This is a genomic window from Altererythrobacter sp. MTPC7 (assembly GCF_042851395.1).
GTDB lineage: Bacteria > Pseudomonadota > Alphaproteobacteria > Sphingomonadales > Sphingomonadaceae > CAJXSN01.
In genome coordinates, this window is the sequence record NZ_BTGS01000002.1 from 1 (window position 1) to 14391 (window position 14391).

Genomic DNA, 14391 nt, shown 5'->3' on the forward strand with positions numbered 1-14391 from the left:
GCGCCCGCGCTCTGTCTTGGGGATGAATGGCGTCAATCCACGAGACATCCGCCCCACTGCGGGGTAGCACCTGAGGCAGATGGCCAAGCTCTATTTCTATTATGCCAGCATGAATGCAGGCAAATCGACGACGCTGCTGCAGGCGGACTTCAATTACCGCGAGCGCGGGATGCGCACCATGCTGTGGACGGCAGCATTGGATGACCGGTCCGCCGGAAAGCCGATTGCCAGCCGCATTGGGCTGGAAGCCGATGCACACTTGTTCGATGATGGCACCGATCTGTGGCGCGACGTGATGGCGGAGCATTCCCGCGCCGCGCTCGACTGTCTGCTGGTGGACGAGGCGCAATTTTTGTCGCGTGGGCAAGCGTGGCAATGCGCGAGGCTGGCGGACGAAGGAGGCATCCCGGTCCTGTGCTATGGCCTGCGCACCGATTTCCAGGGCGAACTGTTTCCCGGCTCTGCCGCGCTGCTCGGCATAGCGGACGAGTTGGTCGAGCTGAAAGCCGTCTGCCATTGCGGGCGCAAGGCGAGCATGAACATGCGCCTCGATGCCGAGGGCAATCCCGTGGCCGAAGGGGCGCAGACGGTCATCGGCGGGAACGAACGCTATGTCGCGCTATGCCGCAAACACTTTGGAGAAGCGGTCGGCTATCCTAGATAGGGAGCATGACAGATACACTTGCCCTTGCTGCGCTGCTGATACCGGCGCTGGTCATCGCCATCGTGTTCCACGAGGTTGCGCATGGCTGGACCGCCCTGATGCTGGGCGATCCGACAGCGAAGGAACAGCGGCGGCTCAGCCTGAACCCGGTGCGCCACGTCGATCCCGTAGGCACGATCGTCGTCCCCGGTGCCCTCGCGCTGGCGGGCGCTCCGATTTTCGGCTGGGCCAAGCCGGTGCCGGTGCGCAAGGACAGGCTCGACAATCCGCGTTTCGGGATGATGGCCGTGGCGGCGGCCGGTCCGGGCACCAACCTGCTGCTCGCGCTCGTCGGGGCGGTGCTCCTCGGCGGGGCGGCGGCTGCGGGCCTCGTCCAGCCGGGCGGGGAGCAGGGGTTCCTGACGCAGGGCCTGTTCTATTTCATCCTGATCAACATCTTCCTCGCCTTCTTCAACCTGTTGCCGATCCCGCCCTTCGACGGGTCGCATATCTTCGAGGGCCTGTTGCCGCCGAAATGGGCGCGCGCCTATGACAGGCTGCGTCCGGTGGGCATGCTGCTGTTCGTGGGTCTGATCGCGCTGACCTGGTTCGCGCCCGAACTGGGGGTTCTGGAGAACACGATCGGTCCGCCCGTGAACTGGGCGCTGGAGAAATATCTCGGCCTGGCCGACGCGATTGCCGGTTAGCGCGGCAGCGTCGCCAAGGGGTCAGCCGCCTGGCACGTTGCGGTCGAACCAGCGGGCGACGGCGTCCTTACCCGCATCGTCCAGGTGCAGGCCCAGCTTGCTGCGCCGCCACAGGACGTCCTCTGCCGTGCGGGCGTATTCATGCTCTGCCAGATAGGCGAGTTCGCTCGCATAGAGATTGCCGCCCATCAGTTCCCCGCATTCGGAAAGCGATGACTTGTCGCCGAGGATCGCGGCAATGCGCGTCCCGTAGGCCCGGACCAGGCGGACGATGCCTGCGCGCGGAAACCACGGCGCGCGGGCCTGCCAGTCGGCAATGAAGCGGTCGACGGCCAGCGGATCGATCGATCCGCCCGGCAACCGGGCCGTTCGGGTCCATGCGCCGCCCACTGCCAGGCCGGCTTCCTCCAGCCTTTCGAGCGCGTGCTCGGCCAGCTTGCGATAGGTCGTGATCTTGCCGCCGAAGATCGACAGGATGGGCGGTTCGCTGCCGCCGCCTTCCACCTCGAACACGTAATCGCGCGTCACGGTGGAATTGTTCGCCGCCTTGTCATCGTAGAGCGGGCGAACGCCGGAATAGCTCCAGACGGCATCGGCCGGGCTGATGTCCGTTCGCAGATATTCGTTGACGGCATTGCAGATATAGGCGCGCTCGTCCTGATCGATGGCGACCGCGTCCGGGTCGCCTTCATACCCCACATCCGTCGTGCCCAGCAGCGTGAAGTCGCGCTCGTAAGGGATGGCAAAGACGATGCGCCCGTCGCCGTTCTGGAAGATATAGCCGTGCTCGCCCTCATACAGCCTGCGCATGACCAGATGGCTGCCTTTCACCAGTCGCAGGTTCTGGTGGCTTTCACCCGGCAAGGCACGGCCCAGCACTTCATCGACCCAGGGACCGGCCGCATTCACCACGGCGCGCGCTGTCACGTTCTCCTGTTTGCCGCCCTGCGCGGTCAGCGTGGCCGTCCACCTGTCGCCCGCACGGGCCAGCGCGGTGCAAGCCGTCCGTGTGCGGATATCGGCTCCATGCGCGGCGGCGTCCATGGCGTTCAGCACCACCAGCCGGCTGTCTTCCACCCAGCAATCGGAATATTCGAAGCCCTTCGTCAGGCGAGGCTCCAGAACGTCGCCATGCGGCGGTCTGCGCAGGTCCACGCGCCGGGTCCCGGGCAGCAGTTTGCGCCCCCCGATATGGTCGTAGAGGAACAGGCCCAGCCGCAGCAGCCAGGCCGGGCGCAATCCGGTGTCATGGGGCAGCACGAAGCGCAGCGGCCAGATGATGTGCGGGGCTGCGGCCAGCAGGACCTCCCTCTCCTTCAGGCTTTCGCGCACCAGTCGGAATTCGTAATTCTCGAGATAGCGCAGGCCGCCATGCACCAGTTTCGTGCTGGCGCTGGAGGTGTGCTGGGCCAGGTCGTCCTTTTCGACCAGAAGCACCTTCAGTCCGCGCCCCGCGGCGTCGCGTGCGATTCCCGCACCGTTGATGCCGCCGCCGATGACGAGGATGTCGTAATGGTCTGCCATGCTGCGACCCTGATGGCGTCACGCGCCGCAAATGGCTAGGCGGACCTTGTGACACGTGCCCCGAAACCTTCGAATCGCCGTCCTGCCTCGGGCTGGATCATCCTCGACAAGCCGCACGGACTGGGATCGACCCAGGCCGTGGGTGCGGTGAAGCGTAACCTGCGCGAGGGCGGCCATGTGAAAACAAAGGTCGGTCATGGCGGCACGCTGGACCCGCTGGCCGAAGGGGTCCTGCCGATCGCGCTAGGCGAAGCGACGAAGCTTGCCGGGCGGATGCTGGATGCCTCCAAGATATACGAGTTCACGATCCGGTTCGGGGAGGAGACCAGCACGCTCGACAGCGAGGGCGAGGTGGTCCAGCGGTCCACACGCCGCCCGCCAAGAGCCGCTATCGCTGCCGTGCTGGAGCATTTTACCGGCGCAATCGAGCAGGTGCCGCCCGCATTCTCCGCCGTGAAGATCGACGGCAAGCGCGCCTATGACCGGGCGCGGGCGGGGGAGGCGGTGGAGATGAAGACGCGTTCGGTCGTCATCCATTCGCTCACATTCCCCGGTGCACCGGAGGGCGAGGAAGCGACAAGCGCCTTCGCCACCACGGCGGGCCGGCCCGACCCTTACGACCCGGCCGCGCCTCTGGAACTGGCCGACGAGGTGACGCTGGTGGCCTATGTCAGCAAGGGGACGTATATCCGTTCCCTGGCACGGGATATCGCACGCGCGCTTGGAACCGTGGGGCACGTGACCTATCTGAGGCGAACGAAGGCCGGGCCGTTCACGCAGGAACAGGCGATTTCGCTGGACAGATTGAACGAAATCGGTAAGGGTGCCGACCTTCAGGAATATCTCCTGCCGTTGGAGGCGGGGCTGGACGACATCCCGGCCCTTTCCCTCTCTCCCGACGACGCGCAGGCGGTCCGACAGGGCCGGAAACTTTCGGGACTGCCCCAGACCGACGGGCTCTACCTTGCGACACGGGACACTGTTCCGGTGGCGCTCGTGGAACTCGAAGGTGGCACGCTTCGCATCGTGCGGGGTTTCAACCTATCCGATGTCGCAGAGTAAGAGAGAACTGACATGTCGGTATCCGCCGAGAAGAAACAGGAAATCATCAAGGACAACGCTCGCGAAGACGGTGATACGGGCAGCCCGGAAGTCCAGGTCGCCATCCTGACCGAACGCATCCGCAACCTGACGGAGCACTTCAAGGGCCACCACAAGGACAACCACTCGCGTCGTGGTCTCCTCCAGATGGTCAACCGCCGTCGCAGCCTCCTCGCCTATCTCAAGAAGAAGGATGTGGAGCGCTACAACGCCCTGATCGCGAAGCTGGGCCTTCGCAAATAAGAGTTTCGTGAAAGGCGGCTCCGACAACGGGCCGCCTTTTTCGCATGTGGCGCCACGTTGCAATCCGGCAGCGGGTGCCTTCCAAGGGAAGCCGAAAGATGGCTTCATACCGCACCGGGGCGGCTACCCCGGAACAGTAAGCCCCGCCCCGCAATAAGGCGCCGGCGGGTTCATTTAGGATAATCAATGTTCGACAAGAAAACCGTATCGATCGAGTGGGGCGGCAAGACCCTCACCCTCGAAACCGGCCAGATCGCCCGTCAGGCAGACGGCGCCGTGCTGGCCACCTATGGCGAAACCGTGGTGCTGTGCGCCGTGACCGCCGCCAAGAGTGTTCGCGAAGGGCAGGACTTCTTCCCGCTGACCGTCCACTACCAGGAAAAATTCTCCGCTGCGGGCCGTATCCCGGGCGGCTTCTTCAAGCGCGAAGGCCGCGCGACGGAGAAGGAAACGCTGACCTCCCGCCTGATCGACCGCCCCGTGCGTCCGCTCTTCCCGGAAGGCTTCTACAACGAAATCAACGTCATCGCGCAGGTCCTCAGCTATGATGGCGAGACCGAGCCCGACATCGTGGCCATGATCGCGGCATCGGCTGCGCTGACCATTTCGGGCGTACCCTTCATGGGTCCGATCGGCGCGGCACGCGTCGGTTTCCGCAATGGCGAATACGAACTCAACCCGAGCCTTTCTTCCACTCTCGACGAAGACGGTCGCCTCGACCTCGTCGTCGCTGCGACGCAGGACGCGGTGATGATGGTCGAATCCGAAGCCAAGGAGCTGACCGAAGAGGAAATGCTCGGCGCCGTCATGTTCGCGCACGAGGAAAGCCGCAAGGTCATCGGTGCGATCATCGACCTGGCCGAACAGGCTGCCAAGGATCCGTGGGAAATCGACACTTCGGACGATACTTCCGCGATCAAGGAAAAGCTGCGCGGCATCGTGGGCGACGACATCGCCGCCGCCTACAAGATGACCAGCAAGGCCGACCGTTCGGACGCGCTCAACGCCGCCCGCGAAAAGGCCAAGGAAGCTTTCGCGGACGAAGAGCCGCAGACGCAGATGGTCGCCAACAAGGCGGTCAAGAAGCTGGAAAGCGAAATCGTTCGCGGCGCCATCCTGAAGGACGGCACCCGCATCGACGGCCGCAAGCTCGACCAGGTTCGCCCGATCGAGGCAATGGTCGGCCTGCTGCCCCGCACGCACGGTTCGGCCCTGTTCACGCGCGGCGAGACGCAGGCGATCTGCACCACCACGCTGGGCACCAAGGATGCCGAGCAGATGATCGACGGTCTCGAAGGCCTGTCGTACAACCACTTCATGCTGCACTACAACTTCCCGCCCTATTCGGTCGGTGAAGTGGGTCGTTTCGGCTTCACCAGCCGCCGCGAAACCGGTCACGGCAAGCTCGCATGGCGCGCGCTGCACCCGGTTCTGCCGACGCATGAAGATTTTCCGTACACCATCCGCATCCTGTCGGACATCACCGAGTCGAACGGCTCGTCCTCGATGGCCACGGTTTGCGGCGGCTGCCTGTCGATGATGGATGCCGGCGTTCCGATCGAACGCCCGGTGTCGGGCATCGCCATGGGCCTGATCCTGGAAGGCGACGATTTCGCCGTCCTGTCCGACATCCTGGGTGACGAAGATCACCTCGGCGACATGGACTTCAAGGTCGCAGGGTCGGAAAACGGCATCACCTCGCTCCAGATGGACATCAAGGTTGCCGGCATCACGCAGGAAATCATGAAGACCGCGCTGGAGCAGGCGAAGGCTGGCCGTGCGCACATCCTGGGTGAAATGAACAAGGCGCTGACCGGCGCCCGCACCGAGGTGTCGAAGCATGCTCCGCGTATCGAGACGATGCAGATCGACAAGTCGAAGATCCGCGACGTTATCGGCACGGGCGGCAAGGTGATCCGCGAGATCGTGGCCGAAACCGGCGCCAAGGTCGACATCGACGACGAGGGCGTGATCAAGATCTCGTCCAGCGACGGCGAGCAGATCGAAGCTGCGAAGAAATGGATCGAAGGCATCGTCGAAGAGGCGGAAGTCGGCAAGATCTACACTGGCAAGGTCGTCAACATCGTCGACTTCGGCGCATTCGTGAACTTCATGGGCGGCAAGGACGGTCTCGTCCACGTGTCCGAAATGAAGAACGAGCGCGTGGAAAAGCCGACCGATGTCGTCTCGGAAGGCCAGGAAGTGAAGGTCAAGGTCCTCGAGATCGACCAGCGCGGCAAGGTCCGCCTGTCGATGCGTGTCGTCGACCAGGAAACCGGCGAAGAGCTGGAAGACACGCGTCCCCCGCGTGAGAACAAGCCTCGCGGTGGTGGCGGTGATCGCCGCGGCCCGCGTGGTGGCGGCGGTGGCCGTGGTCGCGGCGGCGACCGGGGCGGACGCGGCGGCAACCGTGACGGCGGGGGAGACTCCGACGGCGGTGCCCACGTGCCGGACTTCCTGAAGGACTGATCCTTCGGACCTGCCAGAAGAGAGGGGCCGCGACGTGTTCGCGGCCCTTTTCATTCGTGAAAGAGAGTGATCATGCTAGCCCGTGAAACCATCGCCACCGCCAGTATCCCGCAGGGCGACACGCTGACCCTCATCAGCCATGGCCGCGATTTCATCATCATGCTGGGCCGCGACGAGCTGATGGGCACGCGCATGCAGTTCAGCGAGGAACAGCTGGCGCAACTCACCATGGAACAGCTCGAGGCACGCGCGCCGCGTGTGCTGATCGGCGGATATGGCATGGGCTTCACCTTCCGCGCCGCGCTGGAGGCGCTGCCGGATGAAGGCGGACAGGTCGTGGTGGCGGAAGTCGTGCCTGACATCCTGGACTGGGCGAAGGGGCCGCTCGCACACCTGACGGGCGATACGCTGGACGATCCGCGCGGCGAGGTTGCGATTGCCGACGTAGCGGCCCTGATCGACGATGCCGTGGATGGCACGACCGCGAAATACGACGCCATCCTGCTCGACGTCGACAATGGGCCAGACGGCATCGTGCGCGAAGGCAACGAACGCCTTTATACCCGCACCGGCATTGCCCGCTGCCGCGACGCGCTGAACCCCGGGGGCATGCTGGCCATCTGGTCGGCGGCGGACGACCACAAGTTCACCGGCCGCCTGAAGGATGCAGGCTTCGAAGTGGAGGTCCGGGCCGTGAGGGCGCGGCCGAACAACAAGGGGCCGCGCCACACGATCTGGTTTGCCCGCCGCCGCTGACCGCAGGCGCGCTGACGGACAGGGCTGGCTTCAACCGGCCAAGCGCATTCGTCCCATGAAATTCATCTTGCCCACGCCCACGCCCTTCATCCGCAGGATGTTGTAGGCAGTGGCAGCATGGAAATAGAAATTCGGCTGGCTGAAACTGAGCAGGAACTGGTCGGCGGTGAAGTCCAGCCGGTTTTCCTTGAACTCGAACCGCATCGGTTGGCCGACGAAGCTTTCCATCTCCGCCTCGTCCAGCCCTTCCATGAATTGCGTGGCCCCGGCCAGCTTCTCGCGCAGGGCGGCAAAGCTGGTGGGCGGCGGATTGATGTCGGGCGAATAGACGCCTGCTCGCACGCCCTCGACCGCGCCCTGCGTATGCTCGGCAACGCATTTCACCTGGTATGTGAAAGGAAGCATATCCTCGATGATGCGCTCGCCGATCATGTCGGATTCGCTCACGCCCTGTTCGCTGCACCAAGTCTCGGCCTTCCCCAGCAGGTGACCGGCAGTGCCCAGCATCTGCAAGGCGCTGGGGACAAAGGCGGCGTGAAGCGAAATCGGCATGGTGGTCTCCCTCGGAAAATGTCTCGTAAACGAAAAGGCCCGGCTGTCTCGCGACGGCCGGGCCTCTCATGTCTGGAAAGTCAGCGTACGCGTGGTCCGCCGAACGGCAGCGGCGGAGGGGGACGGCGCGCACCCCGCGGCAGCTGTGCCTGGTAGGCCCGACCGCAATGCTCGACGCAATAGGGGAAGCCGGGATTGACCGCTTCGCCGCAGAAATGGAAATCGGCTTCGCCCGGATGACCCATCGGCCAGCGGCAGACCTTTTCCGACAGGTCCAGCAGGCTGGTCTTGTCGGCGATTTCGGGGCTGGGCTTTTGCGGGACGAGGCGGCGCGGCGGGGCCGGCGGGATCGGCGGCTGCTGGTCGCCCGGACCCTGGCGCAGGAACCCGCCGGGGCCGACGGATACGATCTTCGGCATGTCGGACCGCTTTTCCGGCATGGGTTGGGGGGCATTGCTGTCGCCAGAGGCCTGTGCGGGTCCGGCAGCGGGGCGAGCAGGCGCAGCCGGCGCAGGTTTTGCAGCCGGCTTTGGCGCGGGCGCTGCCTTTTTCGGCGGCGCCTTGGGAGCGGCCTTCGCCGCAGGCTTCGCAGCCGCTTTCTTCTTCTCGCCGGCCTTTACCGGGGAAGGGCGCGATTTCAGGCCAAGGCGGTGTGCCTTGCCGATCACGGCGTTACGGCTGACCCCGCCAAGCTCTTCGGCAATCTGGCTCGCGGTGGAGCCTTTTTCCCACATCGTCTTCAGCTTGGCAGTGCGTTCTTCGGTCCAGCTCATGGATGTCCTGTCATCAAATCTTTGCGCCGAATCAGGCGCCGTGTGCAGCCCACATAGGGCGCGATAGTGTCTTTACCAGCCTTCCCTCGTCCTGCCTGCACCCGTTCTTGCACGGCTGGTGGCAAGCGCCTAGCGATGCGCGCATGAAACAGAGCGCTGACAGCCCCGAAATCGTGCAACCGCAGGGACAGGCAAGCCCGGCGTTCTCACCGCGCGGAGAGCCCCTGATAACAGGCGTGAACCGCATCGGTTTGTGGAGCCTCTATATGAAGGAGGTGCGCCGTTTTCTCAAGGTCCAGATCCAGACCGTCTGGGCTCCGGCTGTCACGACCCTGCTGTTCCTCATCATCTTCTCGGTCGCTCTGGGCCGGGGCGGCCGCGAAGTGCTGGGCGTGCCTTTTGCGAGCTTCGTCGCTCCGGGGCTGATCGTCATGGGCATGATGCAGAACGCGTTTGCCAATTCCAGCTTCAGCCTGCTGTCGGGCAAGATACAGGGGACCATCATCGACCTGCTGATGCCGCCCTTGTCGGAGGGCGAGCTGATGACCGGCATCGTGCTGGCGGCCATTACGCGCGGGGTCGCCGTGGGCGGTGCGGTCGCGCTCGCCATGGTGCTTTGGCCCGGCGTCAGCCTGTGGCCGGCCGAGCCCTGGGCGATCGTCTGGTTCGGCCTGATGGGGACGACCATGCTGTCCCTGATGGGGCTGATGACGTCCATCTGGTCGGAAAAGTTCGATCACAACGCGATGATTACCAATTTCATCGTCGCCCCGCTCAGCCTGCTCTCGGGTACGTTCTACACGATCGACAACCTCGCACCCGTTTTCCAGGCGGTGAGCCGGGCCAATCCGTTCTTCTACGTGATTTCCGGCTTTCGCTACGGGTTCCTGGGCGAAAGTGACATTGGCGAAGGCGCCGGGGCTGTCGTCCAGGCGGCGATTGGCCTGGGCGTGTTCAACCTGCTGTTCGCGGTCATCGTTTACCGCGTCCTGAAGTCCGGCTGGAAGATAAAGGACTGATCAAGCCAGACCTTCGGGGCGTCAGTGGGTCAGCTTTCGCTGCATCTTGTAGCGGCCCTTGCTGAACGCTTCGAACAGCTGCGATACCTCGGGATGTTCGACCGGCCCGCCATCGGGATCGGCCAGCAGGTTCTGCTGGCTGACATAGGCGACGTAATTGCTTTCGTCATTTTCGGCGAACAGGTGGTAGAAGGGCTGGTCGCGCCGGGGGCGGATGTCCTTGGGAATGGATTCGTACCATTCATCGCTATTGGCGAAGACCGGGTCGATGTCGAAGATGACCCCGCGAAAATCGAACATCTTGTGACGCACCACGTCACCGATCGCAAAGCGCGCTGTGGCATTGCGCGGCACTTCGATTTCGCGGCCTGCCGTGGAGGAGAAATACACCGAATTGTCCATGGATCGGCATATAGTGTGTCTGCCAGCGCCCGGCAATGCGGCCACAAGGTCCGGTCCCCCGAGAGGTTCCAAAGCCAGGGTTGGGCCGCGCGGTGATGGCGTATGCCAAAAGGGGGTTGGCAAGCCGCAGGCCTTGGGCTAACCGCCGCGCTCCTGACGACCCATGCGCGACAGCGCAGGAGCGAAACCCTCGTGCGGAGAGGTGCCGGAGTGGTCGAACGGGGCAGTCTCGAAAACTGTTGTGCCTTCTGGGTACCGTGGGTTCGAATCCCACCCTCTCCGCCACCGGGTCAATGCCTGCCCATGATGATCTTCACGGAATGACAGCATGAATTGCTGGCCTGGCTGCCGGCTTGGGCTAAATGCGTTTCATGAGTTCGCAATTTCGCTATTCGATCGCCGGGTGCGGCATGATGGGCCGCGAGCATATGCGCAACGTCGCCCTGGTCCCGGGCGCGCGGCTGGTCGGTATTTGCGACCCCGACGAGGGTTCGCGCGAAGCGGCGCGGGTTCTTGCGGAAGAGCTGGGACAGGCGCCGGAATTCTTCTCCGATTGCGGCGCAATGCTGAACAATGCGAAGCCGGATGCCGTCATCATCGCATCCCCGAACATAACGCATTTCGACGTGGTCCGGCAGGTCATGGCAGCGGGGCCGGCAATCCTGCTGGAAAAGCCGATGTGCACCAACCTCGCCGATGCCCGCGCGCTGCACGCCATGGCGGCCGATTACCCTGCGCCCATATGGGTGGGGCTCGAATACCGCTTCATGCCCCCGGTCGCGCGTTTCATCGAGCGGGTGCATGCGGGCGAAACAGGGCCGGTAAAGATGGCCAGCATCCGCGAGCATCGTTTCCCGTTCCTGGAGAAGGTCGGCGACTGGAACCGCTTCAATCGTAACAGCGGCGGCACGCTAGTGGAGAAATGCTGCCATTTCTTCGACCTGATGCGATATATCCTGCAGGACGAACCGCGGCGCATCTATGCCAGCGGCGCGCAGGACGTGAACCATCTGGACGAACGTTATGATGGCGAGGTGCCCGATATCATCGACAACGCGGTGGTGGTGGTCGATTTCGTACGCGGGGCGCGCGCCGTGCTGGACCTGTGCATGTTTGCCGAAGGGTCGGAGCAGCAGGAGGATATCTACGCCCTAGGCCCGGCAGGAAAGCTGGAAGTCGCCCTGCCGCGCGCCAGCGTGATCTGGTCCCCGCGCGACCGCAGCGGCCCGGTGGCGGAACCGGTGGCGACACCGGCCGATGCGCTTGCGGCAGGCGATCACTGAGGCGCCACCTATTACCAGCTATGCGCGTTCCAGGAATGCCTTGCATCGGGCAAGGCGCCGCAAATCGGCACGCTGGACGGCCTGCGTTCGGTCCAGATCGGCGTGGCCGCACAGGAAAGCATGGCAAGCGGGCAGGCCGTCGAACTGGATTTCGGGAAGGACGCATAGACATGGCGAGCACACCGGACACGAAGGATTTCCCGGCGGTCATCCACGGGCAGGGCGATCTGGGCGAATTCCTCTCGCAGCAGAAGACCGCTGTGGACGATGCGCTGCTGCATGCCGGAACCATGCTGTTTCGCGGGTTCGACGTGCCGGATGCCGGGCATTTCGATGCCGCTGTCGAGGGGTATGGGGAAGACGGCTTTACTTACGAGGAATCGCTGTCGAACGCGGTGCGCGTCAATGTGACGCCGCGTGTCTTCACGGCCAACGAAGCTCCGCCGGAAACCGAAATCCACCTGCATCACGAAATGGCGCAGACGCCGATCTACCCCTCGAAACTGTTCTTCTATTGCGAAATCGCGCCTGACCAGGGCGGGGCGACTCCCGTCTGCCGCTCGGACTGGCTGCTGGAGCGCATGCGGGCAGAGGCGCCCGAAGTGGCCGAACGCTTTGCGCGCGAGGGCGTGCGTTACACCAATGTCATGCCCGGCGCAGACGATGCCGGTTCGGGCCAGGGGCGCAGCTGGAAAAGCACGCTGGGCGCACAGACGCGCGAGGATGCGGAGAGGCGCCTCGCCGCGCTCGGTTACGAATGGCAGTGGCGCGATGATGGCAGCCTGCGCGCAACGACACCCGTGCTGCCTGCCATTCGTGAACTGTCCGATGGGCGCGAGACGTTCTTCAACCAGCTGATCGCCGCGTTCCGCGGGTGGTCGGATGCCCGCAACCGGGCCGACAAGTCGGTTACCTTCGGCGACGGCACGCCGGTTACGGCGCAGGACATGGCCCCGGCGATCGAAGCGGCAGAGGCGTTGACACGCGACGTGGAATGGCAGGCGGGCGATGTCGCGCTGCTCGATAATTTCCTAGTCATGCACGGGCGGCGCCCCTTTTCCGGGAAGCGCCGGGTGCTGGCCTCGCTCGTCAGTTGACAGACGCGGGCATCGTCCTTCGCCGCGCGGCAAGCCAGATGGCGACATTCGCCACGACCAAGCCTGCCATCGACAGGCCGAACAGCTCGCTGAAGCCGGCCTCCCCGGCCAGGGCGAGCGGCGAGAACAGCAGGTAAAGCGCCACGACGCAGGAAAACAGCGTGCCCGCGAGCGGTTTCGCATAGCGCCATTCTTCGAGGTCGATTTCATGACGCGGGGTGAAGGACCAGGGAGTCTCTCGCGGCCTCCAGTAACCCGCGGCCAGCATGATCGCGACCTCCGCAAGGAACAGCAGGGCGTATTGGTGGATGAAGTGCAGCGTCACCACATCGTCCAGCACGAACCGCAGCAGCGCGTAGACGACGACGTGAAAGACGATGGCGATCTTCGCGCCCGAAGCGGGCACGCGGCGGGTGAAGAGGCCGACGATGACGATGGCGATGGTCGGGATGTTGTAGAAGCCGGTGAAAACCCGGATGACCTGCCACAGACCTTCCTGCGCGAAATGAAGCAGCGGCGCGATGGCAAAGGAGAACAGGGCTATGACGACGCTGGCAATTTTCGCCACGCGGACCAGCCCGGCATCATCGACCGCACCGTTTCTGGCAGGGGCATAGACGTCGATCGCGAACAGGGTCGCTGCGCTGTTGAGCAGCGAGTTGAACGAGCTGAAAACCGCGCCCAGCAGGACAGCGAGGAAAAAGCCCGACAGCGCCACGGGCAGAAGGTCCGCCACCAGCCGGGGATAGGCCTGGTCGATGCTCGCAAAGCCCGGTCCGTAGAGATGGAAGGCGATGACCCCGGGGATCATCATCATGAAAGGGACCATGATCTTGAAGAAACCGGACGCCAGCACGCCCTTCTGACCCTCGGCCAGCGACTGCGCACCCAGCGTGCGCTGGATGACGTACTGGTTGGTGCACCAGTAGAACAGGTTGGCGAAGATCATCCCGGTGAAGATCGTACCGAACGGCGTCGGGGATTGAGCGTCCCCGATAGCATTCAGCTTTTCCGGATGGTCGGTGAGCAGGCGGGACAGCCCCCGCGTGAAATCGCCGTCTCCCAGCGCGATCAGCCCCAGGACCGGGATCAGTATCCCGACGATGAGCAGGCCCACGCCGTTGATAGTGTCCGAAACGGCCACCGCTTTCAGGCCGCCGAAGACCGCGTAAATCGCACCTGTCACGCCGATTGCGACGATCGTGGCGACGAGCGCCGGGACATAGGCAAGACCGGTCAGGCCCGGCACGTCGAACAGGGCCATGACGGCGACCGAGCCGGAATAGAGCACGGACGGAATGGTCACGAGACCGTATCCGAGCATGAACAGGACGACGGACATCCTGCGCACGCTCTCGTCGAACCGGTCGGCCAGGAACTGGGGCAGGGTGGTGAATGCCCCGGCGAGGTAGCGCGGCAGGAAAACCAGCGCCATCGCTATGGTCGCCACCGCTGCGGTAACTTCCCACGCCATGCTCGACATGTCGTAGCCATAGGCCGATCCGTTCAGCCCGATCAGTTGCTCTGCCGAAAGATTTGTCAGCAACAGGGAGCCGGCGATAAACGTCGCGGTCAGGCCCCGCCCGGCGAGGAAATACCCCTCGCCAGTGCTGGCCGTCCCGCGCGTCCGGTACCAGCTGGCAAAGCCGACCAGCGCCATGAAGAAGATGCAGGAAAGCCCTGTGAAAAGGATGTCGCCGCCTGCCAATCGAACCCCCGCTTCACAGGCAGGTAACGAGGCCCGCCCGGTGCCCGAAGCGCTTGTCGGCTGTTCCGGCATGTGAAGTCAACACGCGGGCGCTGCGCATGGCAGGTTGTCGTC

Annotated in this window: 14 protein-coding genes and 1 tRNA gene; 10 read left to right on the forward strand and 5 right to left on the reverse strand. The window is 64.1% G+C overall.

All coding sequences use genetic code 11. The features are described from left to right. Positions 1-79 precede the first annotated feature (79 nt). Positions 80-664, forward strand: a complete 585-nt coding sequence (locus ACGHJ7_RS01810; protein ID WP_390474107.1) for a thymidine kinase — start codon at positions 80-82, stop codon at positions 662-664. 5 nt (positions 665-669) lie between these two features. After that, entirely contained in the window at positions 670-1350 is a 681-nt protein-coding gene (locus tag ACGHJ7_RS01815; RefSeq protein WP_390474109.1) for a site-2 protease family protein, read from the forward strand. A 21-nt stretch (positions 1351-1371) separates the two neighbouring features. On the opposite strand, the gene glpD is transcribed toward ACGHJ7_RS01815, so the two are convergent. Beyond that, positions 1372-2874 (reverse strand): glycerol-3-phosphate dehydrogenase, encoded by a 1503-nt coding sequence (glpD, locus tag ACGHJ7_RS01820; RefSeq protein ID WP_390474111.1) that lies wholly within the window; start codon positions 2872-2874, stop codon positions 1372-1374. Between the two features lie 48 nt (positions 2875-2922). On the opposite strand from glpD, the gene truB reads away from it, so the two are divergent. From truB to ACGHJ7_RS01840, 4 genes are all read left to right on the forward strand, one after another. After that, entirely contained in the window at positions 2923-3936 is a 1014-nt protein-coding gene (gene truB, locus ACGHJ7_RS01825; protein WP_390474113.1) for a tRNA pseudouridine(55) synthase TruB, read from the forward strand. 12 nt (positions 3937-3948) lie between these two features. After that, on the forward strand, positions 3949-4218 hold the full coding sequence (gene rpsO, locus ACGHJ7_RS01830; RefSeq protein ID WP_390474115.1) for a 30S ribosomal protein S15: 270 nt from the start codon (positions 3949-3951) through the stop codon (positions 4216-4218). A gap of 186 nt (positions 4219-4404) precedes the next feature. Further along, entirely contained in the window at positions 4405-6687 is a 2283-nt protein-coding gene (gene pnp / locus ACGHJ7_RS01835) for a polyribonucleotide nucleotidyltransferase (protein ID WP_390474117.1), read from the forward strand. A 72-nt stretch (positions 6688-6759) separates the two neighbouring features. Further along, entirely contained in the window at positions 6760-7443 is a 684-nt protein-coding gene (locus ACGHJ7_RS01840) for a spermidine synthase (RefSeq protein ID WP_390474119.1), read from the forward strand. A gap of 30 nt (positions 7444-7473) precedes the next feature. Here the strand turns inward: ACGHJ7_RS01840 and ACGHJ7_RS01845 are convergent, their stop codons facing one another. Further along, a complete protein-coding gene (locus ACGHJ7_RS01845) occupies positions 7474-7995 on the reverse strand; it encodes a DUF1993 family protein (RefSeq protein ID WP_390474120.1) in 522 nt (173 codons plus the stop codon). An 80-nt stretch (positions 7996-8075) separates the two neighbouring features. Further along, positions 8076-8768 carry a GcrA family cell cycle regulator gene (locus ACGHJ7_RS01850; protein WP_390474122.1) on the reverse strand — a complete coding sequence of 231 codons (693 nt, stop codon included), beginning with the start codon at positions 8766-8768 and terminating at the stop codon, positions 8076-8078. A 143-nt stretch (positions 8769-8911) separates the two neighbouring features. On the opposite strand from ACGHJ7_RS01850, the gene ACGHJ7_RS01855 reads away from it, so the two are divergent. Further along, positions 8912-9787 carry an ABC transporter permease gene (locus tag ACGHJ7_RS01855; RefSeq protein ID WP_390474124.1) on the forward strand — a complete coding sequence of 292 codons (876 nt, stop codon included), beginning with the start codon at positions 8912-8914 and terminating at the stop codon, positions 9785-9787. Positions 9788-9808: 21 nt separating this feature from the next. Here ACGHJ7_RS01855 and hspQ read toward each other — a convergent pair whose 3' ends face one another. After that, on the reverse strand, positions 9809-10189 hold the full coding sequence (gene hspQ / locus ACGHJ7_RS01860; protein WP_390474126.1) for a heat shock protein HspQ: 381 nt from the start codon (positions 10187-10189) through the stop codon (positions 9809-9811). A 196-nt stretch (positions 10190-10385) separates the two neighbouring features. Here hspQ and ACGHJ7_RS01865 point away from each other — a divergent pair. The 3 genes from ACGHJ7_RS01865 to ACGHJ7_RS01875 all read left to right on the forward strand — a co-directional run bounded on the left by ACGHJ7_RS01865 (position 10386) and on the right by ACGHJ7_RS01875 (position 12569). Further along, positions 10386-10474, forward strand: a tRNA-Ser gene (locus ACGHJ7_RS01865). 86 nt (positions 10475-10560) lie between these two features. Continuing rightward, entirely contained in the window at positions 10561-11472 is a 912-nt protein-coding gene (locus ACGHJ7_RS01870; protein WP_390474128.1) for a Gfo/Idh/MocA family protein, read from the forward strand. Positions 11473-11642: 170 nt separating this feature from the next. Beyond that, positions 11643-12569: a TauD/TfdA family dioxygenase gene (locus tag ACGHJ7_RS01875; RefSeq protein WP_390474130.1), complete on the forward strand. Its 927-nt coding sequence runs from the start codon at positions 11643-11645 to the stop codon at positions 12567-12569. Here ACGHJ7_RS01875 and ACGHJ7_RS01880 read toward each other — a convergent pair. Beyond that, positions 12562-14277 carry a solute:sodium symporter family transporter gene (locus tag ACGHJ7_RS01880; RefSeq protein ID WP_390474132.1) on the reverse strand — a complete coding sequence of 572 codons (1716 nt, stop codon included), beginning with the start codon at positions 14275-14277 and terminating at the stop codon, positions 12562-12564. The two genes, ACGHJ7_RS01875 and ACGHJ7_RS01880, sit on opposite strands and share 8 nt — an antisense overlap. Positions 14278-14391: the final 114 nt, after the last annotated feature.

What these genes read in the sequence shown, in the direction of transcription:
- ACGHJ7_RS01815 (WP_390474109.1), top strand. Translation starts at nt 670, where the DNA reads ATGACAGATACACTTGCCCTTGCTGCGCTGCTGATACCGGCGCTGGTC.
- pnp (WP_390474117.1), top strand. Translation starts at nt 4,405, where the DNA reads ATGTTCGACAAGAAAACCGTATCGATCGAGTGGGGCGGCAAGACCCTC.
- ACGHJ7_RS01870 (WP_390474128.1), top strand. Translation starts at nt 10,561, where the DNA reads ATGAGTTCGCAATTTCGCTATTCGATCGCCGGGTGCGGCATGATGGGC.
- ACGHJ7_RS01855 (WP_390474124.1), top strand. Translation starts at nt 8,912, where the DNA reads ATGAAACAGAGCGCTGACAGCCCCGAAATCGTGCAACCGCAGGGACAG.
- ACGHJ7_RS01840 (WP_390474119.1), top strand. Translation starts at nt 6,760, where the DNA reads ATGCTAGCCCGTGAAACCATCGCCACCGCCAGTATCCCGCAGGGCGAC.
- rpsO (WP_390474115.1), top strand. Translation starts at nt 3,949, where the DNA reads ATGTCGGTATCCGCCGAGAAGAAACAGGAAATCATCAAGGACAACGCT.
- glpD (WP_390474111.1), bottom strand. Translation starts at nt 2,874, where the DNA reads ATGGCAGACCATTACGACATCCTCGTCATCGGCGGCGGCATCAACGGT.
- hspQ (WP_390474126.1), bottom strand. Translation starts at nt 10,189, where the DNA reads ATGGACAATTCGGTGTATTTCTCCTCCACGGCAGGCCGCGAAATCGAA.
- ACGHJ7_RS01845 (WP_390474120.1), bottom strand. Translation starts at nt 7,995, where the DNA reads ATGCCGATTTCGCTTCACGCCGCCTTTGTCCCCAGCGCCTTGCAGATG.
- ACGHJ7_RS01810 (WP_390474107.1), top strand. Translation starts at nt 80, where the DNA reads ATGGCCAAGCTCTATTTCTATTATGCCAGCATGAATGCAGGCAAATCG.
- ACGHJ7_RS01850 (WP_390474122.1), bottom strand. Translation starts at nt 8,768, where the DNA reads ATGAGCTGGACCGAAGAACGCACTGCCAAGCTGAAGACGATGTGGGAA.
- ACGHJ7_RS01875 (WP_390474130.1), top strand. Translation starts at nt 11,643, where the DNA reads ATGGCGAGCACACCGGACACGAAGGATTTCCCGGCGGTCATCCACGGG.